Raw genomic sequence first — 25,432 nt, forward strand, 5'->3', positions numbered from 1 at the left:
TCTATTCAGCCGTGTGTGTCCTCTAGGCAATCTGGACGTTAGTCCATAAATGCTTGATCTGACGCCCTGGGATGCGTACCTTTGCCCGCTTTTCTCATTTGCAGCCCCCTGGAGAGCGCCATGTCCGCTGATCTCGAGCATATCCGTCAAGTCATGCGAGAGGCTGACTGCCTGTACAACGAAGCCGAAGTAGAGGCCGCCATTGCTCGTGTTGGCGCCCAGATCAGCGACGTGCTCGCCGAACGTAACCCGGTGGTATTCTGCGTGATGAACGGTGGCCTTATCTTCGCCGGCAAGCTGTTGACCCACTTGCAGTTCCCGCTCGAGGCTTCCTACCTGCACGCTACTCGCTATCGCAATCAGACCAGCGGCGGCGATTTGTTCTGGAAAGCCAAGCCCGAGGTTTCGTTCATTGACCGCGACGTACTGATCATCGACGACATTCTCGACGAAGGGCACACCCTCAGCGCGATCATCGATTTTTGCAAGCATGCTGGCGCCCGCGCCGTGCACACGGCGGTGCTGATCGACAAGGATCACGACCGCAAGGCCAGTGCCGAACTCAAGGCTGACTTCTGCGGCTTGAGCTGTGTCGACCGTTACGTGTTCGGTTACGGCATGGACTACAAAGGCTACTGGCGCAACGCCAACGGTATTTTTGCCGTCAAGGGACTCTGACCCCATGCGCCAGCCCGGATTTCTCGACCAATCGTTGTTTACCGAGCTGGCCAGCAAGGCTGCCGCCAACCCACGTGGCCGCCAGCACCATAATTTTCACGCCATGGAAGAACCCTGCCACCGCATGGCGGTAGGGCTCCAGCCTTCGACCTACATCCCGCCGCATCGGCATCTGTCGGCTGACAAGGCGGAATGCCTGATCGTGCTGCGTGGCAAGTTGGGGCTGCTGATCTTCGACGAGCAAGGCGTGGTGCTGGACAAGCGGGTGCTCGAAGCCGGTGGGGAATGCCTGGGCGTGGATCTGGCGCCAGGCACCTACCATGGCCTGGTTGTGCTGGAGGCCGATAGCATGATGTTCGAATGCAAATCCGGTCCTTACCGCCCGGTCGGCGAAGGTGAGATGGCGAACTGGGCGCCGCGCGAGGGCGAGCCAGGGGTGGCTGAGTATCAAGCCTGGATGCGCGCTCAGTTCGAGTGAATCGGCCACGCCTTATCAACCGTGGGCTTGCTCCGCGATATGACCGTCCCATGCTAAAGTGCCCGGCCGCCTCGAGGAGCCTGTCATGCGTGCGATCGTCCCTGTCCTTCTGTTACTGAGCATGCCGCTGGCCGCTGCGCCCTTGCACAGTCAGTTCCTGCCACCGGATGACTTGTCCCTGCGTCAGGAAGTGCCCGAGTTTCAGCAACTGCTCCAGGTCACCGACTACTCAGTAGTCGTTGGTAACCAGCGACAGTCAAACCAGCAGCCGATCCCGGTGACGTCACCTTTGACCCTGCGCCTCAAGGGCAAGCCGCTGAGCAAGGGGACTACGGTCAGCCAGGTAGTGATCAGCTTTGACGCCGAGAGTAAGAGCCTGAAAAAAGCCGTGTTCGATGACAAGCGCAAAGTGCTGAGCCTGAACTACCCGTCGAGCCAATATCAGGTGATTATCGATCTGCTGCGCAACAACACGGTCTACGTGCAATTCCTCAGTTACGCCAATGGTCACGTCTGGGCCGATTTGCATACCGGAGCCGTACGCGCGCGTTGAGCGCCGACGCCGGGCAGGGGTAAACTGCCGGCCCGTGAAAATGTCCGTGATGGTTCAGTTGGAGTCGGTAATGCGTAAAGACAAGAAGCAAGTGATTGGCGACGAGATCAGTGACGACTACATCAAGTCCTTCCTGCAGTTCGAACCGGCGGATGCTACTTCACCTTCGCTGCACAAGCTGATCAAGGCTTATCGTGGCCTGCGCATCGATGACTTCGAGCGTTTTGTCGGTTTCTTTGTTGAGGCGGGTCTGGATGTCGACGGCAAGGACGAGCATGGTCAGACGTTCGTCGACGTGATCAAGGATCAGCGCAACGCCGCTGACTACATCGAAATCATCGACAAGGCACGCAGCTGATTAACGTGCGTGCATAAAAAAACGCCCCGAAGGGCGTTTTTTATTGCCGGTGCGTTACGCGTAATGCTGCGCCGGGCTGTTTTCGACCAGGCCCAGGGCTTCGTCGTTTTGCACGCTGATCTTGTGATACAGGGCAGCGTCGGTAGCCAGGACTTTTTCCCGGGCCGGGAAAATTTCCTTGAGCTTGGCGGCCCAGGCACCCTTGGTCTGCTCGGGGAAGCAGCGCTCGATCAGGTCAAGCATGATCGATACGGTCACCGATGCACCTGGGGAAGCCCCCAGCAGCGCGGCCAAGGTACCGTCCTTGGCTGATACCAGTTCTGTACCAAACTGCAGCACGCCGCCTTTTTTCGGGTCTTTCTTGATGATCTGCACGCGCTGTCCTGCCACTTCCAGGCGCCAGTCTTCGGCTTTCGCTTCTGGGTAGAAGCGGCGCAGGGAGTCAAGGCGTTGCTCCATCGACTGCATCACTTCGCTGACCAGGTATTTGGTCAGGTCCATGTTGTCGCGGGCCACGGCGAGCATCGGGCCGATGTTGCCCATGCGCACCGACAGCGGCAGGTCGAGGAACGAGCCGTGCTTGAGAAACTTGGTGGTAAACCCGGCATAAGGGCCGAACAGCAGCGAAGTCTTGCCGTCGACGACACGGGTATCCAGGTGTGGTACCGACATCGGTGGCGAGCCAACAGCGGCCTGGCTATAGACCTTGGCCTGGTGCTTCTTGACCACTTCCGGGTTGTCGCAACGCAGCCACTGACCGCTGACCGGGAAGCCACCGAAGCCCTTGCTCTCTTCAATGCCCGACTGCTGCAGCAATGGCAGTGCAGCACCACCGGCGCCGAGGAATACGAAGCGAGCATCCACTTCACGGCTGCTGCCGCTGTTCACGTCCTTGATGCTGACGGTCCAGCCGCTGCCGTTACGGCGCAGGCCAGTCACGCGCTTGCAGTACTTGACCTGGGCATCCGGCGTGCTTGCCAGGTGCTTGAGCAGTTTGTTGGTCAGGGCGCCGAAGTTGATATCGGTACCTTTCATGACACGGGTTGCGGCGATTGTCTGGTCGGCAGGGCGACCCGGCATCATCAGCGGCATCCAATCGTTCATGACCGATTTGTCTTCGGTGTATTCCATCTCGGCGAAGGCATGGTGCTGCTTGAGCAGCTCGAAGCGCTTCTTGAGGAAATCGACGCCTTTTTCACCTTCGACGTAGCTCAGGTGTGGAACCGGGTTGATGAACGCCCGTGGAGAGCTGAACGCGCCTTTCTTGCTCAGGTAGGCCCAGAACTGCCGGGACACTTCGAACTGAGTGTTGATGAGCACCGCTTTCTTGATGTCGATGCTGCCGTCGGCGGCCTGCGGCGTGTAGTTCAGTTCACACAGCCCGGCATGGCCGGTCCCGGCGTTGTTCCACGGGTTGGAACTTTCCGCGGCACCCGAATCCATCAACTCGACGACTTCCAGCTTGATGGCCGGGTCGAGTTCCTTTAGCAGTACGGCCAGGGTGGCACTCATGATGCCTGCCCCTACCAATACCACATCGACTGCTTCGTTCTGCGCCATTTAACGCGTCTCCAAAATCTACAGCACCAAATTGACAGCATAGGATCACTGGCCTAGCCAGGATCGCCATGTCCGATTCTTCGCAGTTTTTGCAACTTCAGCGGACACCGCCAAACGGGCTTTACGTTGCTTATGAACGCATTTTAAGACCGATGCGGCAATTCGACTTATGGTCAAGGTGTCCGTCGTGCGTTATGGACCGGCCTCAGGCTCTCATCCTGGAAGAGAGCTGTTGCCAGCTGTTCAGGGCTGCTAGGGACACTTTCGGTGCTTTTGCACATGCCAGACTGTTCATTGCTCGCCACACTCTCGTGAAGTTGTGAAAACCCGTTTTTTCACGCTCTTTTGGAGTCGTGAACCTCAAAAAGGGCTGCGCGATGGCAGACCCGGCAGGTTCAGGCAGAGCAGAGGGCCGAATGATGCTGGCACTGGCTGGTGCAAGACCTGTGTGGAAGGCTCTCTGTGGGCGGTGCGGAGGATGCCGAATGGTGAACATTGGCGGTGCTGCGAGGCCCGATCAGGAGACGTCCTTATAATCGGGGGGAGATTATAACGATGTCTCGGGCAGAAATGATCTTTATTAGCGACTTTTATTGATGCACGGCTCAGGCGGCCAGGCTGCGCTGGATCCAGTTGCCGCCAGGGCGCGCGCAAACCCTTGCGCTAGAGGGCAGCGGGCGATTGAGCCAGGTCAGGCAGATTTCGTTGATTTGCACCCAATTGCCGACAGCAGGCTGATCGGCGCACTGCTTGAACGCCAGGCAAATACCCTGAGCATCCAGGCGCGCGAAGTTGCGCATGGGGCGGCGGGTCAGCAGTGAAGTCCAGAAGTTGGACATGGCGGTCTACCTCTTCAAGTGTTCTTGGCGCCAGCATACCGGTGGGGTCATTAAACGATTGTGACAACGAACCGGCGCCGCGCTTGCCTGTCTCATTCGCTAATGGCACAGCGATGGCTGGGCCGCGCTGCGCTGAGTATACTGGCGGCCTTTGCTGCCTATTCTGGAGAGATGAGCATGTTGCAACGTTTGTTGTTCGGTTTGATCGCGGTGACCAGTCTGACCCTGGTCGGTTGTGCCCACAGCCCGCAACAACTCAGCCCGCAACCAAAACTCACCGCCCAGCTCGCGCCGGTAGGCCATGGCCAGCCGGTCGTGGTCAAGGTGGTCGATGGTCGTGCGTCGCAAACCCTGGGCACCCGCGGTGGCCTGTACCCTGAAACTAGCGCTATTACGGTTACCGGCAACGATATCCTGCCCAAGCTGCAAGCTCAGGCAGAAGCGGCAGTACGCCTGCTGGGCTTCACCCCTACGCCGAACGCCTACAACGCCCCGCAGTTGACCGTGACCCTGGCAGAGCTCAAGTATCAGTCGCCTAAAGAAGGCATGTACGTCACCGAGGCCACCATTGGCGCGACCTTCAAGGCCGACGTTGCCAATGCCAACCGTCGTTACAGCGGACGTTATGGTGCCTCCCTGGACCAGCGCTTCGGCATGGCGCCAAACCAGGAAACCAACACCAAGCTGGTCGGTGATGTCCTCAGCGACGCGCTTACCCGTCTGTTCAAGGACCAGGCCATCGGCCAGATCCTCGGCGAATAAGCCCGCTAAACCCGTACACCTGAAGAAGCCCGATGACTGTGTGGCAGTCGTCGGGCTTTTTTGTAGGTGATTTCAGGCTGCTTCAGGTGAGGCATCCGGATGACGCTCGCATGACGATGATCGTCGTTGGTCGAAAAAGCCGGGACACAAAGGGAGGCTTGGGTAAAATGCGCGCCGTTGTTACGTCGCTTTTCGAGGTGCTGTAAATGTCGTTACAAATGTTCTGGGGGCTGATCGCTGCCCATCCGGCCAAGCTGATCAACCTGTTGGCACTGCTGATTACCTGCCCTGGCGGCCTGTTGTTGCACAGCGCGCGGCGTCGTGAAGCGCTGGCAGTGGCCAAGGCCCCGAGCGACGAGACGGTGGTCGATGGCATGACGCTGCGCATCAACCGCTTCTACTACATCCTGGGCTTTGCCTTCCTGGCGCTGGCCTTGCTGTTGTCCTGGTTCAGCACCTGGGTATGAGAGGGGGCGGCTACGCGCCCCGTTGGTGCCTCCAGGTAATTCTCAGAGCGCCAAGCCTGCCTTGACCCGGTACTGGTTGCGCACTGGCGTGGCGTACTGCTGCACCAGGTAGGGGCGCTGTTCGAGCGGGCAAGCGTCCAGGCGGCGCTGCCATTCGGCTTGGGCGCGGTCCAGCTCTGGGGCCGGGAACACCTGGTCGGCCGTCGGCACCTGCAGTTGCGGGTCGGCATCGGCCCACTGCGCATAAGCCAGGTAGTGCACCGGAAACAAGCGATAACCCGCCAGAATCTGCCGATCGATCTCCACTGCCAACTGCTTGGTGTCTTCGAAGAACGTCGTTACCGGTGGCGCGAAGTTGATGTGTACGCGTCCCTTGTAGCCGGTAATGCCCTGGGCGATGCTCAGGTCATCCTCGCCCGGTGCCTTGGTGTAGGTACCGGTCGTGGCGCGAATGTACAACTCGCGCGCCTTGGCCTGATCGCAGGGGTCGTATTCGTAGCTGATCGACACCGGGCTCAGGTTCAGCGACTGAATAACCGCGCCGAACGGCTCGTCCTTGCGGCTCATGTGGAACATTTTCAGGATCGCTGAATCAGTGCGATCGTCACCATCCTTGGCACGACCTTCGGCCTGGGCGATCCAGATCGACTGGCCGTCGTTGCGGATCGAATGGTTGATATAGGCTGAAAGCAGCTGGTAGGCGGCAAGCTTTTCCCGCCGCCCGCTGATTGAACGGTGAACGATGAAGCTTTTGTTCAGGCGCATCATGTCGCTGACGAACGGCTTTTGCAGCAAGTTGTCACCGATGGCGATCCGCGGCGTAGGCAGGCCGGCGTGGTACACCGCGTAATTGACGAATGCCGGGTCCATGACGATGTCGCGGTGGTTGGCCAGGAACAAATAGGCCGTTCCGGACTTGAGCAGTTCGACGCCTGTGTAGGTGACCCCGTCGGTTGCCCGCTCGATGGTATGGTCGACGTAGTACTCGACTTTGTCCTGCAGGGTCGAAACGCAAGTAACGCCAGCAAACTCTTTGCGTAGGCGTCGGGCGATCAGTGGCTTGAGCAACCAGCCAAAGGCTCCGGCAGCGCGCGGAAAGCGGAAGTGGGTGAGGATATCGAGAAATGCCGGGTCGCTGAGCAGGCGTGCCAGAACGGCAGGGACCTCAGCGTCGTTGTACGGTCGGATGGCATCGAATTCGCCCATCATGCTCTCTTGTTGGAAACGGCTAGGGTAATAGGTAGGACCGGGCTTCGAAAAACGGCTCGAACACGCGCAGGTCCTGTAAATAGACCGGCAATTATACGCACAAGTCACTCGGGAGGCCGCGATGCTGGAAACTGCGATCTACGATTGCCCTTATTGTGGTGAAGAAGTCGAGACAACGGTGGACCTGTCCGGTGGCGATCAGGAATATATCGAAGACTGTCAGGTCTGCTGCAAGCCGATCCGCTTCGTGCTGCAAGTGCACGGGGAGGAGTGGATGCTGGATGTTTACGGTGAGAACGACTGATGCAGCGAATTTATGAGCCGGAAAGCCTGCTGGAAGCCGAAATGCTGATCGGAATGCTTGAAAGTGAAGGGATCAAGGTCCACCTGATCGGTCGGGACCTGATGGGCGCCATGGGCGATCTACCGATGCAGGGCTTGCTGGCCCTGGCGGTTGCCGATGACCAGGCCGAGTACGCACGGCAGATGATCGCCGCGTACAATAGTGCCCAGCCACTGGCTGGCGACGAACCGGAGCACATTCCGGGAACCCTGATTTGCTAGGTCTTTATCCCCCATGTGTGGACGTTACGCGCTGTTTAGATGGTCGCCTGCCTTTGCTGCATTGCCGGGATTTCCGGCCGACCAGCAGGCTCAATGGAATATTTCTCCCGGCGCTTCGGTACTGATCCAGCGAAATGCAGAGCAAGGCCAGGTGGAACTTGCCCGCGCGCGCTGGGGGCTGACCCCAGCCTGGTTGACGGATTTGTCGCGAACGCCCGCGCATGCCCGGGCCGAAACCTTGGCCGAGCAGCCGATGTTTCGCGAGGCGTTTCGCCTGCGTCGGTGCCTGATGCCGGCCAACGGTTTTTACGAATGGCGCGGTACGGTGCGCAAAAGGCCCTATTGGTTGACGCCTGGAGAAGGCTCTTCGTTGTTTTTTGCCGCGATCTGGGAGGCCTATCCGGTGCAGGACCAGGTCTGGCTGAGTACTGCGGTGGTAACCCAGGCTGCAGTGAACCAGCGTCGGCCGCTGATTCTCGATGCCGCCGGTCAAGCAGCATGGCTGGACCCGCAAACACCTGTGGCACGCTTGTATGAGTTACTGGCCAGCGCCCAGGCACCTTTACGAGAGCGCGTGCTGGCCAACTTCGTCAACGATCCCAAGGTCAATGGGCCTGAGTGCCTGACCCCGGCGTAACCAGCCGCCTGGAGATTTCTTCGTTTGGGGTGTAGCGGCCTCAATCGACTCGGCCTAGGATACGCGGCATGTTCGAATGGAGTGTTTTCATGCGTAAGTCATTTGTTATCGGTGCTCTGAGTGCCAGTGTGCTACTTGCCGGATGCCAGGCAGTAAACACCACCAGCGGCGGCGCCGTGGGTGTCGAGCGTAAGCAATATATGTTCAGCATGCTCTCGACCGATGAAGTCAACCAGATGTATGCACAGTCTTACCAGCAGACCCTGGGCGAGGCGTCCAGTAAAGGTGTGCTCGACAAAACCAGCGCCGATGCCAAGCGGGTGCAGGTGATTGCCGATCGTCTGATTGCCCAGGCACCGAAGTTTCGCCCGGATGCGGCGCAGTGGAACTGGGAAGTTAACCTGATCAAGAGTGATGAGCTCAACGCCAACTGCGGCCCAGGTGGCAAGATTTTCTTCTACACCGGTCTGATCGATAAGCTCAAGTTGACCAACGACGAGATCGCCGCGGTCATGGGCCATGAAATCGCCCATGCCCTGCGTGAACACGGGCGTGAGGCTATGTCCAAGGCCTACGGTGTGCAGATGGCGCGTCAGGGTGCGGGTGCATTGCTGGGGCTTGGCCAGGATAGCCTGGCGATTGCCGACACTGTGGTGCAGTACAGCATGACCTTGCCCAACAGCCGCTCGAACGAGAACGAAGCTGATCTGATTGGCCTGGAGCTTGCGGCCCGTGCCGGTTACAACCCGAATGCCGCGATCACCCTGTGGGACAAGATGAGCCAGGCTTCGGGTGGTTCGCAGCCGGAGTTCATGAGCACTCACCCAGCTTCCGACAGCCGCCAGGCTGCGTTGCGAGCGGCGATCCCCAAAGTGATGCCGCTGTACGAACAGGCTAAGAAGTAAGCTGGGCCCGGGCCGCCGAGCGGCCCATCGCCGGCTTGATACGAACAGTCAGCCTATCCAGCCACTGACTTCCATCGCTGAGTACACCGCCACGGCAGCCAGGACAAAGAAGGCCGCCGATGCGAGGCGACGAATCAGGGTCAGTGGCAGCTTTTCTGCGGCGAAGTTGCCCGCCAGCACCACCGGTACGTTGGCAATCAGCATACCCAGGGTGGTACCGATGATAACCATGATCAGGTGCGGATACTGGGCGGCCAGCATCACTGTGGCGACTTGAGTCTTGTCGCCGATCTCGGCGATGAAAAACGCAATCAGGGTGGTCAGGAAAGGCCCGAAGCGCCGGGCGGAGCTGGCTTCGTCGTCATCCATTTTGTCTGGAATCAGGGTCCACAGGGCGGTGGCAGCGAAGCTGGCAGCGAGAATCCAGTGCAGGGTGGCTGCAGAGAAGAAAGTGCTGAACCAGGCGCCGACAGCGCCAGCAGCAGCATGGTTGGCCAGGGTGGCGGCGATGATACCGGCGATGATCGGCCAAGGCTTGCGGAAGCGGGCGGCAAGGATAAGCGCGAGCAATTGGGTCTTGTCGCCAATTTCGGCAAGGGCCACGATCGCGGTTGGGACGAGCAGTGATTCCAGCATCAGGGTTCCTACGGGGGCGGGTCGACACGGCTATGACACGTACAGCCTTCCCGCCCCGGGTAAGGTGTTCGTGTCATAGGTCTTGTCAAACCCTGGGTCCGTCTATGCGGACCGTGGGTCGCACGCGCCATGGTCTGTTGACCAAGTATGTTGACGCGTACCGGGCGAGCTGGGTGCTCGCGGGAGACTACTCCCCTAGGACGGAGCGGATTCTGCCTAGGCAAATCCGTTTCGGCAAGGGTTGATTTTAACCGCGTGTTGCCTGATAGATTTTGAAGCCCTGTCCTTCGGCCCGTATCTGGCAATTGCCCAGCGCACTTTCGATGAGCGGTTGGTAGCGCAGGAAGCTGTTGGCAACAAGCCGAAGTTCGCCGCCTTTTCTCAGATGATCGGCTGATTTTTTTAGCAGGTTTTCCGATGCCTGGTAATTGGTGTGTACCCCGGTATGGAACGGCGGGTTACTTAGAATCACATCCAGATCGTAAGGTGCAGCATCGATGCCGTCACCACAGATTACCTCTCCCTCCAGGCCGTTGGCAGCCAGGGTCAAGCGGCTGCTGGCGACGGCAAAGGCGTCGACATCAAGCAGCGTGATCCGACTTTGGGGATAACGGCGCTTGAGCGCCGAGGCCAACACACCGGCACCGCAGCCGAAATCAAGAACGTGGCCGACCGGCAATTGCTGAAGATTTTCCAGCAGCAGGGCACTACCGCGATCCAGGCGGCCGTGACTGAATACACCCGGCAGGCTGACGATCTTCAACGGCCCTTCGGGCATGTCCAGTTCGAAGCGCTCGGCCAGGCTCTCCAGCGGTTTGGCGTCGGGTGCGTGCTCGACGGTGACTTGCCACAGTTGACAGTGGCGTGCGCTGTCGAGTTTGCGCGGTTTGCCGAAGGCATGCAGTTGTTTGGCCGCGCCTTCGATACCCCCGCGTTTTTCCCCCACCAGATACAGCTCGCGGCCTGCCAGGCGCGAGGCCAAGGCATTGAGCAGGTAATTGGCCAGGTCGCGGGACTTGGGCAGAAACAGCACAGCCGCTTCGAAATGCTCGGCGGGTGCCTCTACACCAAAATGGCTACGGCCTGCAAAGCGGGCATCCAGAGCCGTCTGGTCACCGGCGTGCCAGCACCAGCCATGTGCTGCGGGCAGTTTGCCGAGCAGGTCGTCGGCAGGCAAACCGGCCAGCAACAGCGAGCCCTGGAATAGCTCGGCCTGACGAAGCAACACTTCACTGCGCGGGTCCATGGATGGCGGCTCCTGAAAAAAGTGGCGCAGTTTAGCAGAGCCGGGCGTGGCTTAACCGACCTGTCGGCGTGGACGGCCGGCAAAATAGGCTTCTGCGTTTTCGCTCAACTGCTCGACGATGCGCTGGCGCGATTCCACGGCTCCCCAGGCGCTGTGCGGGGTGATGATCAGCCGTGGGATGTCAGCAGCCAGTAACGGGTTGCCATCGACTGGGGGCTCGACACTCAACACATCGGTGGCAGCGCCACCCAGATGACCTGCCCGTAACGTATCCGCCAGGGCTTGTTCGTCGATCAGGCCGCCCCGGGCCGTATTGATTACAAACGCACCGGGCTTGAGCAGGGCCAGCTCTTTGGCGCCAATCAGGTTGCGCGTGTGTTCGTTGAGCGGGCAATGCAAGGTCAGGGCGTCGATCTGGGGAAGCAGTTCGTCCAGGGGCAGGCGATCTTCACGAGCCGGGCGTCCCGGCAATTGCCCTAGCAGAACACGCATGCCAAAGGCCTCTGCCAAGCGAGCAACGGCACCGCCTAGCTCACCGTGACCGAGCATGCCAAGGGTTTTGCCTTCAAGCTCGACGATAGGGAAGTCCAGAAGGCAGAACTGCTTGGCCTTGCCCCATTGCCCGGCGGCAACAGCGTGCTGATAGTCGGGCAGGCGAGTGGCCAGTGCCAGCAGCAGGGCCAGAGTGTGCTGGGCGACAGAGGGCGTGCCGTAGCCCTGGCAATTGCTCACCACAATGCCGTGAGCCCGCGCAGCCTGCAGGTCGACATTATTGGTGCCGGTGGCGGACACCAGGATCAGTTTCAGGTTAGGACAGGCGGCCAGGGTGCTGGCATCGATCATCACTTTGTTGCTGATCGCCACGGTCGCCTCCTGCAAGCGCTGCGCTACCTGCTCAGGGGCGGTCGCCGGATACAGTTGCAACTCGTCGAAACAACCGCGCAGGCGATCCAGATTGAGGTCGCCCAGGTCCAGGGAGTGGTGGTCGAGAAATACGGCGCGGCGTGGGACAGACATGGAAGCTCCAGTAAGGTCGGTCGGGCTCAGGTCGGGTAGCTGAAGCAATCGTATCGGGTCTGCTCAAGGCTCGCTGCAAAAGCTTCGAGGTTTTGCTGTTGCTGCTGCAGGTCGGCAATTTGGGCCTGTAGTTGGGCGCTCTTGCTGGCAACGGCCTGGTGAATGCGAGCCAACGGTAATGCGCCGGGATCGTTGCCATCGACCATCGCCTGCATCTGCTTGAGACTGAAACCGAGCTTTTGCGCGCATTTGATCAGGCTGACCAGGGTAACGCTCTGTTGATCGTAGATGCGATAGTTGCCTTGGCGTCGAGGCGGGGGGAGGAGACCGATCTTTTCGTAATGGCGTATGCATTTGATCGTGGCACCGGAAAGCTGCGCCGCTTTGCCAATGTACATCGAAAATCCCTTTTAACCGGTGCCGGCCAGCGTGCGGGCCTGTTGCAGCCAGGCATCGCGTTGCTTTGCGGTCGAGCTGATGATGGGGCCAAACGTTAGCGTCTTTTTTGGCCTGATTCCACAAAAGCGCAAGGTCGTACGGCGCATCTGTTCCAGACCTGGCATTCGGTAGACCCAGCGGTAGTACCAAGGGGGTGTATCCATGCACACCAGCAGATCGGCACTGCGACCCTTGAGCAGTTGCTCGGGGAAGGGCGAGTCACTGCGGTACTTGAAAGCGAAGCCTGGAAGCAGGACACGGTCCAGGAAACCTTTCAACAAGGCAGGAATTCCGCCCCACCAGATGGGGAACACGAACACCAGGTGTTGCGCCCAGCTTATCAGTGCCTGCGCGTGCAACAGATCGGACTCCAATGGCTGCTCTTGGCGGTACCCCTGGCGTAACAGAGGATCGAAGTTCAGCGTGCCAACTCCAGTACCTGCACATCATGGCCAAGCGCTCGGGATGCACTGATATAGGCGCTGCTCAATGCGGCGCAGAAACTTTGGCTCGAGGGATGTCCGAGAATCACCAGTACACGTTTGTTCATTGAAGGCGGCCTGTGATGTAAAGCAGCCACGCTAGCGCCTGCCCCTAAGGGGAGAGTCAAGCGGCTCACAGGTTGTTACATGGTATGTCGAGGGCGTAATGTACGTGTTCTTTGTATTTCCCTTTTCGCGCAAGGAGCCCCCATGTATTGGGCTGAATTTTTGACGGTTGCCCTGATTCACCTGCTCGCCGTGGCCAGCCCCGGTCCTGATTTTGCCGTGGTGGTGCGCGAGAGCGTGACTCATGGACGGCGCGCTGGCACCTGGACTGCCTTTGGCGTCGGCATGGCGATCTTTCTGCATGTCGGGTATTCGCTGTTGGGTATCGGTCTGATCGTGTCGCAGTCGATCGTGCTGTTCAATGCCTTGAAATGGCTGGCAGCGGCCTACCTGCTGTACATCGGTTTCAAAGCTCTGCGCGCCGGCCCGGCTGCACCCGGCAGCGAGACAGTGCAGGCCTCCACGGTCGAGCGCACACCACGCGCAGCCTTTGTTGCAGGCTTCATGACCAATGGCTTGAACCCGAAGGCGACCTTGTTCTTCTTGTCGCTGTTCACCGTGGTCATCAATCCGCACACCCCGCTGGCGATTCAGGCCGGGTATGGCGTTTATCTGGCCGCCGCCACCGGTCTGTGGTTCTGTCTGGTCGCCATGTTGTTCAGCCAGCAGCGCGTACGCGCCGGATTCGCTCGTATGGGACATTGGTTTGATCGCACCATGGGCGCGGTACTGATTGCCCTGGGTGTGAAAATCGCTTTTACCGAGATGCATTGATGGCAAATTGCCTGTAATCACACCTCCGGCTAAATCATTCCTTTGGCTGATTTAGCCGGCGTTAGGGCGTTCTAGAGTGGGCCATGTCTTGCCCAGCACGTGCACTCCAGAAAAGGGACCCTTATGTTGCAGACTCGTGTCATTCCTCCCGCCGAGGGCGCTTATCAGTTTCCCCTGTTGATCAAGCGTTTGCTGTTGTCAGGCAGCCGCTACGAGAAAACCCGCGAAATCGTCTATCGCGATCAACTGCGCTTCAGTTACCTGACCCTTAACGAGCGTATTGCGCGCCTGGCCAACGTGTTGACCGAAGCCGGGGTCAAGGCTGGAGATACGGTGGCGGTGATGGATTGGGACAGCCATCGCTATCTGGAGTGCATGTTCGCCATCCCGATGATTGGCGCGGTGGTGCATACCATCAACGTGCGCCTGTCACCGGATCAGATCCTCTACACCATGAACCATGCCGAAGACCGCTTCGTGCTGGTCAACAGCGATTTCGTCGGCCTCTACCAGGCGATTGCAGGGCAACTGACCACGGTCGAGAAGACCCTGCTATTGACCGACGCCGAGTCCAAGACCGCCGACCTGCCCAATCTTGTGGGCGAGTACGAGGCGCTGTTGGCTGCGGCCAGCCCGGTCTATGACTTCCCCGATTTCGACGAAAACTCGGTAGCCACCACCTTCTACACCACCGGTACTACCGGTAACCCCAAAGGTGTGTATTTCACTCACCGGCAATTGGTTCTGCACACCCTGGCTGCCGCTTCCGTTACCGGTAGTATCGACAGCGTGCGCCTGCTGGGCAGTGACGATGTCTACATGCCTATCACGCCAATGTTCCATGTGCACGCGTGGGGAATTCCCTACGTGGCGACCATGTTGGGAATCAAGCAGGTGTATCCGGGGCGCTACGAACCGGAACTGCTGTGTGAACTGTGGCGCAAGGAAAAGGTTACGTTCTCCCACTGTGTGCCGACCATTTTGCAAATGCTGCTCAATGCCAAGGGCGCGCAAGAGCAGGACTTTGGCGGCTGGAAGATCATCATTGGCGGAAGCGCCCTGAACCGAGCCTTGTACGAGGCAGCCAAAGCCCATGGCATTCAGTTGACGGCGGCCTACGGTATGTCCGAAACCTGTCCGCTGGTGTCTTGTGCCCACCTCAACGAGGAGCTGCTGGCCGGTAGCGAAGATGAGTGCATCACTTATCGGATCAAGGCGGGTGTACCGGTGCCCTTGGTGGAATCGGCGATTGTCGACGGTGAGGGCAACTTCCTCCCGAACGATGGTGAAACCCAGGGTGAGTTGGTGCTGCGCGCCCCTTGGTTGACCATGGGTTACTTCCGCGAGCCGGAGAAAGGCGCCGAGCTGTGGCAGGGAGGCTGGCTGCACACCGGGGATGTGGCTACGCTCGACAGCATGGGCGTGATCGATATTCGCGACCGCATCAAAGACGTGATCAAGACCGGGGGCGAGTGGATTTCCTCGCTGGAGTTGGAGGACCTGATCAGTCGCCATCCAGCGATCCGCGAAGTGGCGGTGGTTGGCGTGGCCGATCCTCAGTGGGGTGAGCGTCCTTTTGCGCTGTTGGTGGTGCATGAGCAGCAGAGCGTCGATGCCAAGGCACTCAAGGAGCACCTCAAGCCGTTCGTGGAGCTTGGCCACATCAACAAGTGGGCGATTCCGAGTCAGATTGCCCTTGTTACTGAAATTCCCAAGACCAGCGTCGGCAAACTCGACAAGAAGCGTATCCGTCTCGACATCACTCAATGGCAAGCCAGTAACAGTACCTTTCTCTCGACGCTGTGACCTGCCCTGGGTCGCGCCTGCTTGGGCGCGATCCGCGGGCTAGACGCATCCCAACCTTGTAAAATGTCGTTTTTCGGCCATTCTTCCCCTCGCCAGCGCTGTGGCCGGTTCAACAACCACGCCACTGGGGCAAACATGCAAATCACACTTTAGAGGGATCAAGCAGAAGTACCTGCTGGCTATAGTCGGGTCAGGGGATTTTCAGGAATGGGGGGCAGCACACGCATGTGCCTAGCCACTTGCTCGACGTACAAGGTGCGCTCACACCTGTCGAACGAGGCGTTTCTGCAAAGGACTCACTGCCATAAAAATAAAGAAAGTACATGGAGTAGCGTCGATGACATCAGCAAATCTGTTCTGGCGCCGGGCGAAACTGCCTTTGGCTGTCAGCCTCGCTTCTACGCTCGCCGGTCCTGCATTCGGCGTCAGTTTCAACATCGGTGAAATTGAAGGGTCGTTTGACTCCTCGCTGTCTGTCGGCGCCAGTTGGTCGACGGAGAGTCCGAACAAGAATCTGATCGGCGTCAACAACGGCGGTCAGGGTCTGTCGCAGACCTCCGACGATGGTCACCTGAACTTCAAGAGCGGTGAGACCTTTTCGAAGATCTTCAAGGGCATTCACGACCTGGAACTCAAGTACGGTGATACCGGTGTATTCGTACGCGGCAAGTACTGGTACGACTTCGAGCTCAAGGACGAAAGCCGTCCATTCAAGGATATCAGCGACTCCAACCGCAAAGAGGGCGCCAAGTCCTCGGGTGGTGAGATTCTCGACGCCTTCGTCTATCACAACTACGCCATTGCCGATCAGCCAGGCTCGGTGCGCCTGGGTAAGCAAGTCGTCAGTTGGGGTGAAAGTACCTTCATTGGCGGTGGTATCAACTCGATCAACCCTATCGACGTCGCCGCCTTCCGTCGCCCAGGTGCCGAGGTCAAGGAAGGTCTGATCCCGGTCAACATGTTCTATGTGTCCCAGAGCCTCACCGACAACCTGTCGGCTGAAGCGTTCTACCAGATCGAATGGGACCAGACCGTTGTTGATAACTGCGGTACTTTCTTCTCGCAACCTGACGTCATCGCCGACGGCTGTACCGACAACCTGCGCCTGCTCAACAGCAGCCGCAGCCTGTCGCCACAAGCGCTGGGCTTCCTCGCCAGCCAAGGTGTCGACATCAACCAGGAAGGGGTGAAGGTAGCCCGTGGCCCGGATCGCGATGCCCGTGACAGTGGTCAGTTCGGTGTGGCACTGCGCTACATGTTCGAGCCGCTGGACACCGAGTTTGGCGCCTACTTCATGAACTACCACAGCCGCGCACCGATCTTCAGTGCCACCGGTGCTGATCCTTCGGTTTATGCCGGCTTGAGCAACCTTCAGGGGCCGCTGGCGCAGTTGGCGCCGTTGATCGTCGCCGGTAACTCGCAGTACTTCGTCGAGTACCCGGAAGACATCCGCCTCTACGGCCTGAGCTTCTCCACCACGCTGTCCACCGGCACCGCGTGGAGCGGTGAGCTCAGCTACCGCCCCAACGCGCCAGTTCAGCTCAATACCACGGACATTCTTTACTCCGGTGTCACGCCAATCCCAGGCTTTGGCAATGCCTCGCTGCTCAAAGGCGTTCCAGGCCAGGACCAGCACGGCTACACCCGTAAGGAAATCACCCAGTTCCAGACAACGCTCACCCACTTCTTCGATCAAGTCATGGGCGCCAGCCGCCTGACCGTGGTCGGTGAAGTTGGTGTGACTCACGTGGGTGGTCTGGAAAGTGCGCACAAGATGCGTTACGGCCGTGACCCAGTATTTGGTCCGGGGCCACTGGAGCCTACGGGGCCGGTCAGTACCTGTGAGTTCCTCAACAGCCGAACCATCGCCGGTGCGGGCAACAACGCTTCTTCGGCCAACCTTTCACGCAAGTGCGAGAACGACGGTTTCACCACCAGCACTTCCTGGGGCTACCGCGCTCGCGCCATCTGGGACTACAACGACGTCTTCGCCGGGGTCAACCTCAAGCCTAACGTAGCCTGGTCCCATGACGTTTCCGGTTACTCGCCGGGTCCTGGTGGCAACTTCGAGGAAGGCCGCAAGGCAGTCAGCCTGGGTCTGGACGCCGAGTACCAGAACACCTACACCGCCAGCCTGTCGTACACCAACTTCTTCGATGGTAAGTACAGCACTGTGGATGATCGCGATTTCGTCGCCCTCAGCCTTGGCGTGAACTTCTAAGAACACCGATTCAGGACGAGCATAAACATGAAAATGACCAAGAGTCTGCTGCAAGCCGGTGTACTGGGCCTGTCGCTGCTGGCCACCAGTGTCATGGCGGCGGTGTCCGCCGACGAGGCCGCCAAGCTGGGTTCGACCCTGACGCCAATGGGCGCGGAAAAGGCCGGTAACGCCGATGGTTCGATCAGTGCCTGGAAACCGCTGACCAAGTCGGCCGGCGCCGTTGATAGCAAAGGTTTTCTTGCTGACCCCTACGCGGGTGAAAAGCCGCTGTACACCATCACTGCCCAGAACGTTGACCAGTACAAGGACAAACTGTCGCCTGGCCAGGTAGCGATGTTCAAGCGCTACCCGGACACCTACAAGATCCCGGTGTACACCACTCACCGCGGCTCGACGGTTCCGGATGCAGTGTTTGCCGCGATCAAGAAAAATGCCACCAGCACCAACCTGGTAGGCGGCGGTAACGGTCTGGAGAACTTCGATACAGCAGTGCCGTTCCCGATTCCGAAAAGCGGCGTGGAGGTGATCTGGAACCACATCACCCGCTACCGTGGTGGCAGCGTGACTCGCTTGGTAACCCAGGCCACGCCGCAGCAAAATGGCTCGTACAGCCTGGTGTATTTCCAGGATCAATTCGTCTTCCGTGACCGGATGAAGGATTACGATCCGAGCAACCCTGGCAACATCCTGTTCTATTTCAAACAGAAGGTGACGGCGCCTGCGCGTCTGGCCGGTACCGTGTTGCTGGTCCACGAGACCCTCGACCAGGTCAAAGAGCCGCGTAAGGCATGGGTGTACAACGCCGGTCAACGTCGTGTACGCCAGGCGCCACAGGTGTCCTATGACGGTCCGGGTACTGCCGCCGATGGCCTGCGTACCTCCGACAACCTGGACATGTTCAACGGTGCTCCGGATCGCTACGACTGGAAGCTGGAAGGCAAGAAAGAGCTGTATATCGCCTCCAACAGCTACAAGCTTGACGATCCAAAGCTCAAATACAGCGACATTATCAAGGCCGGTCACATCAACCAGGACCTGAGCCGTTATGAGCTGCGCCGTGTCTGGCACGTGGTTGCTACCCTCAAGCCGGGTCAGCGTCACATCTACGCCAAACGTGACTTCTATATTGACGAAGACACCTGGCAAGCGGCAGTGATCGACCAGTACGACGGTCGCAACCAACTGTGGCGTGTGTCCGAAGCGCACTCCCAGGACTACTACAACGTCGAGGTGCCGTGGTACACCCTGGAAGCCATCTACGACCTGCAGTCGGGCCGTTATCTGGCACTGGGCATGAAGAACGAAGAGAAAAAGGCCTACGACTTCGGGTTTACCGCAGTCAAGGCTGACTTCCAGCCTGCAGCGCTTCGCCAGGAAGGTGTGCGCTAAGTTTCAAACCTCCTTGTGATCTCCCAGAACGCCCCGGCTTGCCGGGGCGTTTCTGTTTATGCAGGTGGGAGCGGGATAGGAACTGTCGCTTTTTGTTGTAGTCTTTTTTCGGCAAGACGACGCAATCATCTTCAAATGCGCGTTTATAACCGCTAGTCTGCCCAGATCTGTGTTGCCGAAGATTCTCTAACTAAAACGAGCCGGCCATGACTGATCTGTCCCGTACGCAAGGGTTCGCCAGCCAGGCCATGAACGTCCTGGAAGGACGCTTCTATCGTCCGCCACTGCCCGAAGGGCACGTGCCGCGGGCGCGCTTGTGCCAGCGCCTGCAATCTGGTCTGGGTGGTCGCCTGTTGCTGGTGACAGCACCAGCAGGATTCGGCAAAAGCTCGCTGGCCGTGGAGTTCTGCCAAAGCCTGCCCAACCACTGGAGCAGTCTCTGGTTGGGGTTGAGCCGCCGCGACAATGACCCGGGACGTTTTCTCGAACGTTTGCTTGAAGGTTTGCAGCAGGTTTGCCCGGCCGTGGGCAACCAGTCACTGGGCCTGCTCAAAATGCGCCAGCGCCACCAACCCTTTGCCTTCGAAGAATGGCTCGATGGGCTGCTCGATGAGCTGGCCCGTCACCTGCAGCCGCAAAATCCTTTGTTGTTGGTACTCGATGACTACCATCTGGTGCAGGGGCCAGTGCTCGACCGTTGCTTGCAGTTCTTCCTCAACCATCTGCCACCTGGGCTGGTCCTGCTGGTAACCAGCCGCCTGCGCCCTGACTGGCACCTGGCGCGGCTGCGCCTGTCGCGACAATTGCTCGAGCTCAACGAGCAGGACCTGCGTCTGACACCCGACGAGTCGCTGGCTGTATTGGGACAACAACCCAGCGGTTTGCGCGGTCAGGCGCTGGACAATCTGATTCAACGCAGTGACGGCTGGATCGCCGGCCTGAGGTTCTGGCAACTGGCGGTCAGCGAATCGGGCGGCGACAACGCGTTGCCGCAGGCTTTGCATGGTGGCGAGGGTTTGATTCGCGATTATTTGCTTGAAGAAGTGATCGACATTCTGCCTGCCGAAGTACAGGGCTTTCTCAACGACACAGCCTGTCAGGAGCGATTCTGCAGTGAGCTGTGCGATGCGCTGCGGGAAAGCCATGACAGTGCCGAGATCATCGGTTATCTACAGGCGCATCAGGTATTTCTGGTGCCGCTGGACGAACATGGCCGCTGGTATCGTTACCATCACCTGTTCTCCGACCTGCTGCGCAGCCGTCAAACCAGCTTGCCGCTTTCGAGCTTGCACTTGCGCGCCTGTCGCTGGTTCCACGGCCAGGGATTGCTTGACGAGGCAGTCGAGCAGGCATTGCGTGCGGGACACCTGGATGTCGCCGCCAACCTGGTGCAGAACCTTTCTGAAGAGCAACTGCTGGCCGAACAGAACGTCGGTATGTTGCTGCGCTGGAAAATGGACCTGCCTGACAGCTTGCTGATCAGCACACCACGGCTGATCGTCTTGTACAGCTGGGCCCTGGGCCTGGCTGGGCAACTGGACGCCGCCGAAGAACTGGCCAGCCACTTGAGTCGGTTTCTGCCGGCCCCCTCGGCAACCGCACAGAAATCGATGCTGGCGCAGTGGCTGGCGCTCAGTGGAGTGATCGCTCGCGGTCGTGGTGATCGCGAACGTACCCGCATCTTCTGTGTAGAAGCCTTGCGCAGCTTGCCGCAAAAACGCTACGGCCAGCGTCTGGTGTGCTTGTCGACGCTATCGAACCTGGCCATTGCCGATGCCGATTTTTCGCGGGCACGCACGTGGAACCGCGAAGCGCTGGAACTGGCGCAACGGATCGGCAACCCACTGTTCGAAGCCCTTGCTCATTACGATCGCGCGCGGGTGCTGCATGCCCGTGGCGAGGTGCTGCGCGCGCTGGATGAAGTGCGTCAGGGCTTGCAACGCCTGCAAGGGCTGTCGGCGCAACGCTTGTATGCGGCAAGAGCGCGCTTGACGTTATACGAAGGCTATCTGCTGGTTGCGCGCCTGCAGCCGGAGGCCGGACGCAGCCGCCTGCGGGCGGGGCTGATCGAAGCGCGAGCCTGTCGCGACATCAGCGTGTTGATCGGCCACTGTGTGATCGCTTCGCTGGATGGCCGCGAAGGCCGCTTCACCGAAGCGTTTGCCGAACTGGCCGAAGCCGAACGGCTGATGCACATATGGGACGTGCCACCGATTTTCTACTTGGCCATGATCACCTTGATCAAGTGCGAGCTCTGGTTGGCCCAGGGGCGCATCGACCTGGCCGAGTCCTGGCTGTTGCGTCTGGGGCAGACCTACGGCGGCAAAAAGCCTGCTGCAGCACCGGAGTTCCATCCCTTGCTGCCACTGCATATCGAGGTGCTGCAAACCTCACTCGACCGTACCCTGGGGCGCCTGGAACAGGCCGGTCAACGTCTGCAGGCGCTGGTTGCACGTGGACAGGCAAGCGGTGGGCATATGCTTTGTGTCACCGCGCTATGCCAGTGGACAAGTTTGCTGCTGGGCAACAACAACCCGGCGCAAGCCCGTGACCTGCTGACCTTGAGCCTGGAGGCGGCGCGAGGTGGCGCCCTGCAACCTTTTCAAAGCTTGTTGAACGAGCATCCGCAATGGTTGCGCGAACAGCTGCTGCTGCAACCGGCTAGCGCAGCGCAAGCCAGTTTGCTGGCGCTGCTACCGGTTCAGGACATTCCGGAGGCAGTGGGCGGCAGTTGTGAAGCGTTGAGTGCACGCGAGAAGTCGGTGCTGGAGTTGATCGCCCAGGGCTGCTCCAATCAGGAGATCAGCGAGCGTCTGTTTATCTCGCTGCATACCGTCAAGACCCATGCCAGTCATATCAACAGCAAACTGGGCGTCGAGCGCAGGACCCAAGCTGTCGCTCGAGCCAAGGCCCTGGGTTTGCTGGCCTGACGATTGGATAAGGGCAGGGGAAAAATATCTGCTGTACTCTCTGGCAGATTATTTTTTGCTGGAGGTTTCACCCATGATCCGCGCGCGTACGCAACTACTGCTGGCCGCTTTATTTTGCGCAGGTGCAGTACAGGCAACTGAAGGGCCGTCGTTTTCTTGCGACAAAGCGCAGGGTATGGAGCTCAAAGTCTGCCAGAGCCCGCAACTGAGCAAACTTGATCGAGACCTTTCCGCGCTGTACAAGCAAATGCTGGCAAAGGCCGATAGCGACGGACAGAAACAACTCAAGGCAACCCAACGGGGCTGGATCAAAGGCCGGGACGAATGCTGGAAAGCCTCTGACGCCGATGCCTGTGTGCTTGAGCAATATCAGGTGCGCATCGTCAAACTACAGATCCAGTCTGGTGCTGTGCAAGTACCGCCAGCGGTCGAGTTTGACTGTGACGATAGCAACAACGACAAGCCCTTCACCGCGGTCTTCTACAACCAGCTCGAGCCACAAGCGGCGGTGCTCACCTACGGCGGTGATCAGACCATCGCGATTGCCCAGCCGGCGGCAAGTGGCAGCAAGTATGGCAGCCAGGGCGTCGAGTTCTGGGAGCATCAGGGCGAAGCCAAAGTGAAATGGTACGGCTCGGAGATGACCTGCCAGGTTGCTCGCTGAGGCTTCTTTTATCCACAGCTTTACGAGCAAGTGCGGATCCAGGATGATGGCTACTAGCTATCATCGTTGAGCGCTTGCTCATGACGCCGACGCCGTGATCCGGGCCTGCGCCAGAGCACGTCCGGCGTGGTTGCGCGTGAAGATATCGAGCGTTATCAACGCAGGTGGCGCAGGACAAGGTGCGCAACAGCACTCGCGGCGCCTTGGCGTTTCTGGACTTGAACGATTTCAAGGTGATCAATGACCGCAATGGCCCTGCTATTGGTGATCAAGTACTGACCTTTACCGCCAAGCAGCTCAAGCAAATGCTGCGCCCGGCCGATACCACAAGCCAAGGGTGACGATGCTGATGTCGTCCCTGGATTTACCCGCGAAGCCAGGCTGAGGTTGTTGAGCTCTGTGCATCCTTCTTATTTTTTGCCATGTCAGGTTTCGTGGATGCAGGTCTACAGCCAAAAAAGTTTTCTGATCGTCGACGACTTCTCGGATTTTCGCAGTTCGGCCCGTTCCATGCTGCGTGAGTTGGGTGTGCGCGATGTCGACACAGCCGACAGTGGTGAGCAGGCCCTGCGCATGTGCGCACAGAAACGCTACGACTTTATTCTTCAGGATTTTCACCTTGGGGACGGCAAGAAGAATGGCCAGCAAGTGCTCGAGGACCTGATCCTCGACAAGCTGATCAGCCATGAGTGCGTGTTTCTCATGGTCACCGCCGAAACCAGCCAGGCCATCGTTCTCAGTGCTCTGGAGCACGAGCCGGATGCCTACCTGACCAAGCCATTCAACCGTATTGGCCTGGCCCAGCGCCTGGAAAAACTGGTGCAGCGCAAGACCTTGCTCAAGCCGATCCTGCAGGCCCTCGATCGTGGTCGCCCAGCCGAGGTGCTGGCGGCGTGCGCCGAGCTGTGCAAAAAAGACCCGCGCTTTGCGCCGTTGTGCCTGCGCTACCGCGCCGATGCCCTGCGCGACTTGAACCGCTTCGATGAGCTGGGCAAGTTTCTCACCAGTATTATTTCCAGCCGGGCCACCCCTTGGGCCTACGCGGCCCTGGGTAGCTTGCTGTACAAGCGCAACCAGTTGGCCCAGGCCCAAGGGGTGTATGAGCAGGCGCTTAAAGCCTTCCCGATGATGCCGGGCCTATACGACGGGTTGGCCGAGGTGCTGATCGCCCAAGGGGAAAGCAAGCGCGCCCAGGGCGTCCTGGAGGAAGCGGTGCGTTTGTCTCCGTTGGCGGTGCGCCGGCAAATGATGCTGGGCAAGCTGGCGCTGAGCAACGATGACTTCGACACCTCTTCCAAGGCTTACCGGCATGCAGTCAGCCAGGGCCAGAGTTCTCGATACAAAGACCCGGAAAGTAACCTCGGCCTGGTCCAGGCACTGATGAATAAGAACGCTGGCAACGGCCTCGATGCGCGCACGCGTGTGGAGATCAACACCGTGCTTAGCGAAGTCGCCAAGGAAAACGTCGAAGACCAAGGTTTGCAGGTGCGTGCCCGGTTGATGAAAGCCGCCAGCCTGCAGCAGGCCGGCGACCCGGAAACCGCTGCCAAACTGACTGAACAAGCCATGACCCGGCTGGACAAGATGGAGCAGTTTTTCTCCGTTGAGGCCGCACTGGTTGTGGCCAGCCAGTTGCAGAAGCTGGGTCAGGAATCGGCTGGTACTTCGATTCTGAAAAGCTGCGTGGAAACCTACGGAGACGATCCCAAGGTGATGCAGAGCGTGTCGCGCCTGACTGAGGACCCGACGGTGCTCGGCGCGGTGACCGAAGCGGTGGACCTTAACCGTCAAGGCGTTCGCAGCTATCAAGCGGGTGAGTTGAGTGAAGCGTTGGGGCAGTTCCGTCGCGCGTTGAGCCTGCAACCGAAGAACATCAGTATCGCGCTCAATACCGCCCAGGCCTTGTTGCGCATAGGTGGGGAAACGCCGCCACCGGCAATCATGGAGGAATGCCGAGCGTGCCTGACCTGCGTCGCCGGCATCCCCGAAAGCGACAGTCGTTATGACCGTTACCGCAAACTGCACATCCGGGCTTTTGGCGCATGAACCAGGACAATCAGGGGTTGGATTTCTCCACGGTGATCGCCTCCACCGTACACGACATGAAGAACTCACTGTCGGCCCTGACCCAGGCACATGGTCAGTGGTTGGCACGTCTGCCAGAAGCCCAGCGTAGTGGTAGCGAACAGGGGGTGATGGAGCATGAATTCACCCACCTCAATGGCATGCTGGTGCAACTGTTGGGGTTGTACAAGCTCGGCATCAACCAGTTACCGATGTGCCCGGACTACCATGAGCTGGATGACTTTATCGAAGCGCAATTGGCGGCCCAGCAGAACCTGCTCCAGCACCGCGATATCCTTGCCAGCTGGCGCATCGAGACGGCCAGCCCATTGGGTTTTTTCGACCGTGAACTGGTCAGTTCCGTGGTTGCCAACATTCTCAACAATGCTATCCGCTATGCCGGTCATACCCTGTTGATCATGGTGACTGACGAAGATGATCAATTAGTACTGAGCATCAACGATGACGGCCCGGGCTTCTCTGCGCGCATGCTCGAACGTCAGCAGGATTATGTGCAAGGTATCGATGCGCAGACGGGTAGTACGGGCTTGGGCTTGTACTTTGCTGCGCAGATCGCAGCGTTGCACGAGCGCAATGGTGTTCGTGGGCGGATCGAAATCGCCAATGGCGGGGCCTTGGGTGGTGGCATGTTCAGACTGTATCTGCCCTGATTTATCGCGGGGCCA

Annotated in this window: 26 protein-coding genes, 1 pseudogene and 1 riboswitch; of the genes and pseudogenes, 19 read left to right on the forward strand and 8 right to left on the reverse strand. The window is 59.1% G+C overall.

Annotation, left to right across the window (positions count from 1 at the left end):
* Nucleotides 1-120: 120 nt before the first annotated feature.
* The 4 genes from V0R60_RS13520 (at nucleotide 121) to V0R60_RS13535 (ending at nucleotide 2,067) form a co-directional block, all read left to right on the forward strand.
* A complete protein-coding gene (locus V0R60_RS13520) occupies nucleotides 121-678 on the forward strand; it encodes a hypoxanthine-guanine phosphoribosyltransferase (protein ID WP_136478159.1) in 558 nt (185 codons plus the stop codon).
* A gap of 4 nt (nucleotides 679-682) precedes the next feature.
* Entirely contained in the window at nucleotides 683-1,156 is a 474-nt protein-coding gene (locus V0R60_RS13525) for a WbuC family cupin fold metalloprotein (protein ID WP_136478158.1), read from the forward strand.
* An 85-nt stretch (nucleotides 1,157-1,241) separates the two neighbouring features.
* Complete coding sequence (locus V0R60_RS13530; protein WP_136478157.1) at nucleotides 1,242-1,709, forward strand: hypothetical protein; 468 nt, start codon at nucleotides 1,242-1,244, stop codon at nucleotides 1,707-1,709.
* 70 nt (nucleotides 1,710-1,779) lie between these two features.
* Nucleotides 1,780-2,067: a PA4642 family protein gene (locus V0R60_RS13535; protein ID WP_136478156.1), complete on the forward strand. Its 288-nt coding sequence runs from the start codon at nucleotides 1,780-1,782 to the stop codon at nucleotides 2,065-2,067.
* 54 nt (nucleotides 2,068-2,121) lie between these two features.
* Here the strand turns inward: V0R60_RS13535 and mqo are convergent, their stop codons facing one another.
* Together mqo and V0R60_RS13545 are read right to left on the reverse strand one after the other, a co-directional pair.
* Nucleotides 2,122-3,627 (reverse strand): malate dehydrogenase (quinone), encoded by a 1,506-nt coding sequence (gene mqo / locus V0R60_RS13540; RefSeq protein WP_136478155.1) that lies wholly within the window; start codon nucleotides 3,625-3,627, stop codon nucleotides 2,122-2,124.
* A gap of 605 nt (nucleotides 3,628-4,232) precedes the next feature.
* A complete protein-coding gene (locus tag V0R60_RS13545) occupies nucleotides 4,233-4,466 on the reverse strand; it encodes a hypothetical protein (RefSeq protein WP_136478154.1) in 234 nt (77 codons plus the stop codon).
* Between the two features lie 177 nt (nucleotides 4,467-4,643).
* Between V0R60_RS13545 and V0R60_RS13550 the strand changes: the two genes are divergently transcribed.
* Entirely contained in the window at nucleotides 4,644-5,228 is a 585-nt protein-coding gene (locus tag V0R60_RS13550; protein ID WP_136478153.1) for a YajG family lipoprotein, read from the forward strand.
* Between the two features lie 206 nt (nucleotides 5,229-5,434).
* Nucleotides 5,435-5,695 (forward strand): hypothetical protein, encoded by a 261-nt coding sequence (locus V0R60_RS13555; RefSeq protein WP_136478152.1) that lies wholly within the window; start codon nucleotides 5,435-5,437, stop codon nucleotides 5,693-5,695.
* 42 nt (nucleotides 5,696-5,737) lie between these two features.
* On the opposite strand, the gene V0R60_RS13560 is transcribed toward V0R60_RS13555, so the two are convergent.
* Nucleotides 5,738-6,904: a 1-acyl-sn-glycerol-3-phosphate acyltransferase gene (locus V0R60_RS13560; RefSeq protein ID WP_168198494.1), complete on the reverse strand. Its 1,167-nt coding sequence runs from the start codon at nucleotides 6,902-6,904 to the stop codon at nucleotides 5,738-5,740.
* Nucleotides 6,905-7,025: 121 nt separating this feature from the next.
* On the opposite strand from V0R60_RS13560, the gene V0R60_RS13565 reads away from it, so the two are divergent.
* The 4 genes from V0R60_RS13565 (at nucleotide 7,026) to V0R60_RS13580 (ending at nucleotide 9,010) form a co-directional block, all read left to right on the forward strand.
* Nucleotides 7,026-7,208, forward strand: coding sequence for a CPXCG motif-containing cysteine-rich protein (locus V0R60_RS13565; RefSeq protein ID WP_010225771.1), 183 nt, complete (start codon nucleotides 7,026-7,028; stop codon nucleotides 7,206-7,208).
* Complete coding sequence (locus V0R60_RS13570) at nucleotides 7,208-7,468, forward strand: putative signal transducing protein (protein ID WP_136478150.1); 261 nt, start codon at nucleotides 7,208-7,210, stop codon at nucleotides 7,466-7,468. The genes V0R60_RS13565 and V0R60_RS13570 overlap by 1 nt, the downstream gene beginning before the upstream one ends.
* Nucleotides 7,469-7,481: 13 nt before the next feature.
* Nucleotides 7,482-8,105: an SOS response-associated peptidase gene (locus tag V0R60_RS13575; protein ID WP_330079863.1), complete on the forward strand. Its 624-nt coding sequence runs from the start codon at nucleotides 7,482-7,484 to the stop codon at nucleotides 8,103-8,105.
* Nucleotides 8,106-8,194: 89 nt separating this feature from the next.
* Nucleotides 8,195-9,010 carry a M48 family metallopeptidase gene (locus V0R60_RS13580; protein ID WP_136478148.1) on the forward strand — a complete coding sequence of 272 codons (816 nt, stop codon included), beginning with the start codon at nucleotides 8,195-8,197 and terminating at the stop codon, nucleotides 9,008-9,010.
* Between the two features lie 48 nt (nucleotides 9,011-9,058).
* On the opposite strand, the gene V0R60_RS13585 is transcribed toward V0R60_RS13580, so the two are convergent.
* The 5 genes and pseudogenes from V0R60_RS13585 to V0R60_RS13605 form a co-directional block, all read right to left on the reverse strand.
* Nucleotides 9,059-9,646 (reverse strand): TMEM165/GDT1 family protein, encoded by a 588-nt coding sequence (locus tag V0R60_RS13585; RefSeq protein WP_136478147.1) that lies wholly within the window; start codon nucleotides 9,644-9,646, stop codon nucleotides 9,059-9,061.
* A gap of 87 nt (nucleotides 9,647-9,733) precedes the next feature.
* Nucleotides 9,734-9,855: riboswitch (yybP-ykoY riboswitch) on the reverse strand.
* 38 nt (nucleotides 9,856-9,893) lie between these two features.
* Complete coding sequence (locus V0R60_RS13590) at nucleotides 9,894-10,892, reverse strand: class I SAM-dependent methyltransferase (RefSeq protein WP_136478146.1); 999 nt, start codon at nucleotides 10,890-10,892, stop codon at nucleotides 9,894-9,896.
* A gap of 51 nt (nucleotides 10,893-10,943) precedes the next feature.
* Nucleotides 10,944-11,909, reverse strand: coding sequence for a 2-hydroxyacid dehydrogenase (locus V0R60_RS13595; protein ID WP_330079864.1), 966 nt, complete (start codon nucleotides 11,907-11,909; stop codon nucleotides 10,944-10,946).
* Between the two features lie 26 nt (nucleotides 11,910-11,935).
* Nucleotides 11,936-12,307, reverse strand: a complete 372-nt coding sequence (locus tag V0R60_RS13600; protein ID WP_330079865.1) for a MerR family transcriptional regulator — start codon at nucleotides 12,305-12,307, stop codon at nucleotides 11,936-11,938.
* A gap of 12 nt (nucleotides 12,308-12,319) precedes the next feature.
* Nucleotides 12,320-12,897 (reverse strand): annotated as a pseudogene (locus V0R60_RS13605) (NAD(P)H-dependent oxidoreductase).
* Between the two features lie 142 nt (nucleotides 12,898-13,039).
* Here V0R60_RS13605 and V0R60_RS13610 point away from each other — a divergent pair.
* The 9 genes from V0R60_RS13610 (at nucleotide 13,040) to V0R60_RS13650 (ending at nucleotide 25,417) form a co-directional block, all read left to right on the forward strand.
* Nucleotides 13,040-13,669, forward strand: coding sequence for a LysE family translocator (locus V0R60_RS13610; RefSeq protein WP_136478142.1), 630 nt, complete (start codon nucleotides 13,040-13,042; stop codon nucleotides 13,667-13,669).
* 123 nt (nucleotides 13,670-13,792) lie between these two features.
* Entirely contained in the window at nucleotides 13,793-15,475 is a 1,683-nt protein-coding gene (locus V0R60_RS13615; RefSeq protein WP_136478141.1) for a fatty acid--CoA ligase, read from the forward strand.
* A 337-nt stretch (nucleotides 15,476-15,812) separates the two neighbouring features.
* Nucleotides 15,813-17,696: a DUF1302 domain-containing protein gene (locus V0R60_RS13620; protein ID WP_136478140.1), complete on the forward strand. Its 1,884-nt coding sequence runs from the start codon at nucleotides 15,813-15,815 to the stop codon at nucleotides 17,694-17,696.
* Nucleotides 17,697-17,723: 27 nt separating this feature from the next.
* Nucleotides 17,724-19,088 (forward strand): DUF1329 domain-containing protein, encoded by a 1,365-nt coding sequence (locus V0R60_RS13625; protein ID WP_136478139.1) that lies wholly within the window; start codon nucleotides 17,724-17,726, stop codon nucleotides 19,086-19,088.
* Nucleotides 19,089-19,294: 206 nt separating this feature from the next.
* Entirely contained in the window at nucleotides 19,295-22,018 is a 2,724-nt protein-coding gene (locus tag V0R60_RS13630) for a LuxR C-terminal-related transcriptional regulator (RefSeq protein ID WP_136478138.1), read from the forward strand.
* Between the two features lie 73 nt (nucleotides 22,019-22,091).
* Nucleotides 22,092-22,682 carry an MliC family protein gene (locus V0R60_RS13635; RefSeq protein ID WP_330079866.1) on the forward strand — a complete coding sequence of 197 codons (591 nt, stop codon included), beginning with the start codon at nucleotides 22,092-22,094 and terminating at the stop codon, nucleotides 22,680-22,682.
* A gap of 164 nt (nucleotides 22,683-22,846) precedes the next feature.
* The gene (locus tag V0R60_RS13640; protein ID WP_136478136.1) at nucleotides 22,847-23,023 is read left to right on the forward strand and encodes a diguanylate cyclase domain-containing protein; all 177 of its coding nucleotides are present in this window, start codon (nucleotides 22,847-22,849) and stop codon (nucleotides 23,021-23,023) included.
* Nucleotides 23,024-23,120: 97 nt separating this feature from the next.
* Nucleotides 23,121-24,728: a response regulator gene (locus V0R60_RS13645; protein WP_136478135.1), complete on the forward strand. Its 1,608-nt coding sequence runs from the start codon at nucleotides 23,121-23,123 to the stop codon at nucleotides 24,726-24,728.
* The gene (locus tag V0R60_RS13650) at nucleotides 24,725-25,417 is read left to right on the forward strand and encodes a sensor histidine kinase (RefSeq protein ID WP_330079867.1); all 693 of its coding nucleotides are present in this window, start codon (nucleotides 24,725-24,727) and stop codon (nucleotides 25,415-25,417) included. Before V0R60_RS13645 ends, V0R60_RS13650 begins: the two co-directional genes overlap by 4 nt.
* Nucleotides 25,418-25,432: the final 15 nt, after the last annotated feature.

Origin of the sequence: Pseudomonas auratipiscis, assembly GCF_036324085.1 — a bacterium.
In the GTDB taxonomy this organism is placed as follows: domain Bacteria; phylum Pseudomonadota; class Gammaproteobacteria; order Pseudomonadales; family Pseudomonadaceae; genus Aquipseudomonas; species Aquipseudomonas auratipiscis.

Bases quoted from the DNA above. Each gene is read 5' to 3' on its own strand.
- V0R60_RS13570 (WP_136478150.1), top strand. From the start codon at position 7,208: ATGCAGCGAATTTATGAGCCGGAAAGCCTGCTGGAAGCCGAAATGCTG.
- V0R60_RS13595 (WP_330079864.1), bottom strand. From the start codon at position 11,909: ATGTCTGTCCCACGCCGCGCCGTATTTCTCGACCACCACTCCCTGGAC.
- V0R60_RS13550 (WP_136478153.1), top strand. From the start codon at position 4,644: ATGTTGCAACGTTTGTTGTTCGGTTTGATCGCGGTGACCAGTCTGACC.
- mqo (WP_136478155.1), bottom strand. From the start codon at position 3,627: ATGGCGCAGAACGAAGCAGTCGATGTGGTATTGGTAGGGGCAGGCATC.
- V0R60_RS13545 (WP_136478154.1), bottom strand. From the start codon at position 4,466: ATGTCCAACTTCTGGACTTCACTGCTGACCCGCCGCCCCATGCGCAAC.
- V0R60_RS13630 (WP_136478138.1), top strand. From the start codon at position 19,295: ATGACTGATCTGTCCCGTACGCAAGGGTTCGCCAGCCAGGCCATGAAC.
- V0R60_RS13580 (WP_136478148.1), top strand. From the start codon at position 8,195: ATGCGTAAGTCATTTGTTATCGGTGCTCTGAGTGCCAGTGTGCTACTT.
- V0R60_RS13585 (WP_136478147.1), bottom strand. From the start codon at position 9,646: ATGCTGGAATCACTGCTCGTCCCAACCGCGATCGTGGCCCTTGCCGAA.
- V0R60_RS13645 (WP_136478135.1), top strand. From the start codon at position 23,121: ATGCAGGTCTACAGCCAAAAAAGTTTTCTGATCGTCGACGACTTCTCG.
- V0R60_RS13565 (WP_010225771.1), top strand. From the start codon at position 7,026: ATGCTGGAAACTGCGATCTACGATTGCCCTTATTGTGGTGAAGAAGTC.
- V0R60_RS13520 (WP_136478159.1), top strand. From the start codon at position 121: ATGTCCGCTGATCTCGAGCATATCCGTCAAGTCATGCGAGAGGCTGAC.
- V0R60_RS13635 (WP_330079866.1), top strand. From the start codon at position 22,092: ATGATCCGCGCGCGTACGCAACTACTGCTGGCCGCTTTATTTTGCGCA.
- V0R60_RS13625 (WP_136478139.1), top strand. From the start codon at position 17,724: ATGAAAATGACCAAGAGTCTGCTGCAAGCCGGTGTACTGGGCCTGTCG.
- V0R60_RS13600 (WP_330079865.1), bottom strand. From the start codon at position 12,307: ATGTACATTGGCAAAGCGGCGCAGCTTTCCGGTGCCACGATCAAATGC.
- V0R60_RS13525 (WP_136478158.1), top strand. From the start codon at position 683: ATGCGCCAGCCCGGATTTCTCGACCAATCGTTGTTTACCGAGCTGGCC.
- V0R60_RS13615 (WP_136478141.1), top strand. From the start codon at position 13,793: ATGTTGCAGACTCGTGTCATTCCTCCCGCCGAGGGCGCTTATCAGTTT.
- V0R60_RS13535 (WP_136478156.1), top strand. From the start codon at position 1,780: ATGCGTAAAGACAAGAAGCAAGTGATTGGCGACGAGATCAGTGACGAC.
- V0R60_RS13620 (WP_136478140.1), top strand. From the start codon at position 15,813: ATGACATCAGCAAATCTGTTCTGGCGCCGGGCGAAACTGCCTTTGGCT.
- V0R60_RS13575 (WP_330079863.1), top strand. From the start codon at position 7,482: ATGTGTGGACGTTACGCGCTGTTTAGATGGTCGCCTGCCTTTGCTGCA.
- V0R60_RS13555 (WP_136478152.1), top strand. From the start codon at position 5,435: ATGTCGTTACAAATGTTCTGGGGGCTGATCGCTGCCCATCCGGCCAAG.
- V0R60_RS13610 (WP_136478142.1), top strand. From the start codon at position 13,040: ATGTATTGGGCTGAATTTTTGACGGTTGCCCTGATTCACCTGCTCGCC.
- V0R60_RS13590 (WP_136478146.1), bottom strand. From the start codon at position 10,892: ATGGACCCGCGCAGTGAAGTGTTGCTTCGTCAGGCCGAGCTATTCCAG.
- V0R60_RS13530 (WP_136478157.1), top strand. From the start codon at position 1,242: ATGCGTGCGATCGTCCCTGTCCTTCTGTTACTGAGCATGCCGCTGGCC.
- V0R60_RS13560 (WP_168198494.1), bottom strand. From the start codon at position 6,904: ATGATGGGCGAATTCGATGCCATCCGACCGTACAACGACGCTGAGGTC.
- V0R60_RS13650 (WP_330079867.1), top strand. From the start codon at position 24,725: ATGAACCAGGACAATCAGGGGTTGGATTTCTCCACGGTGATCGCCTCC.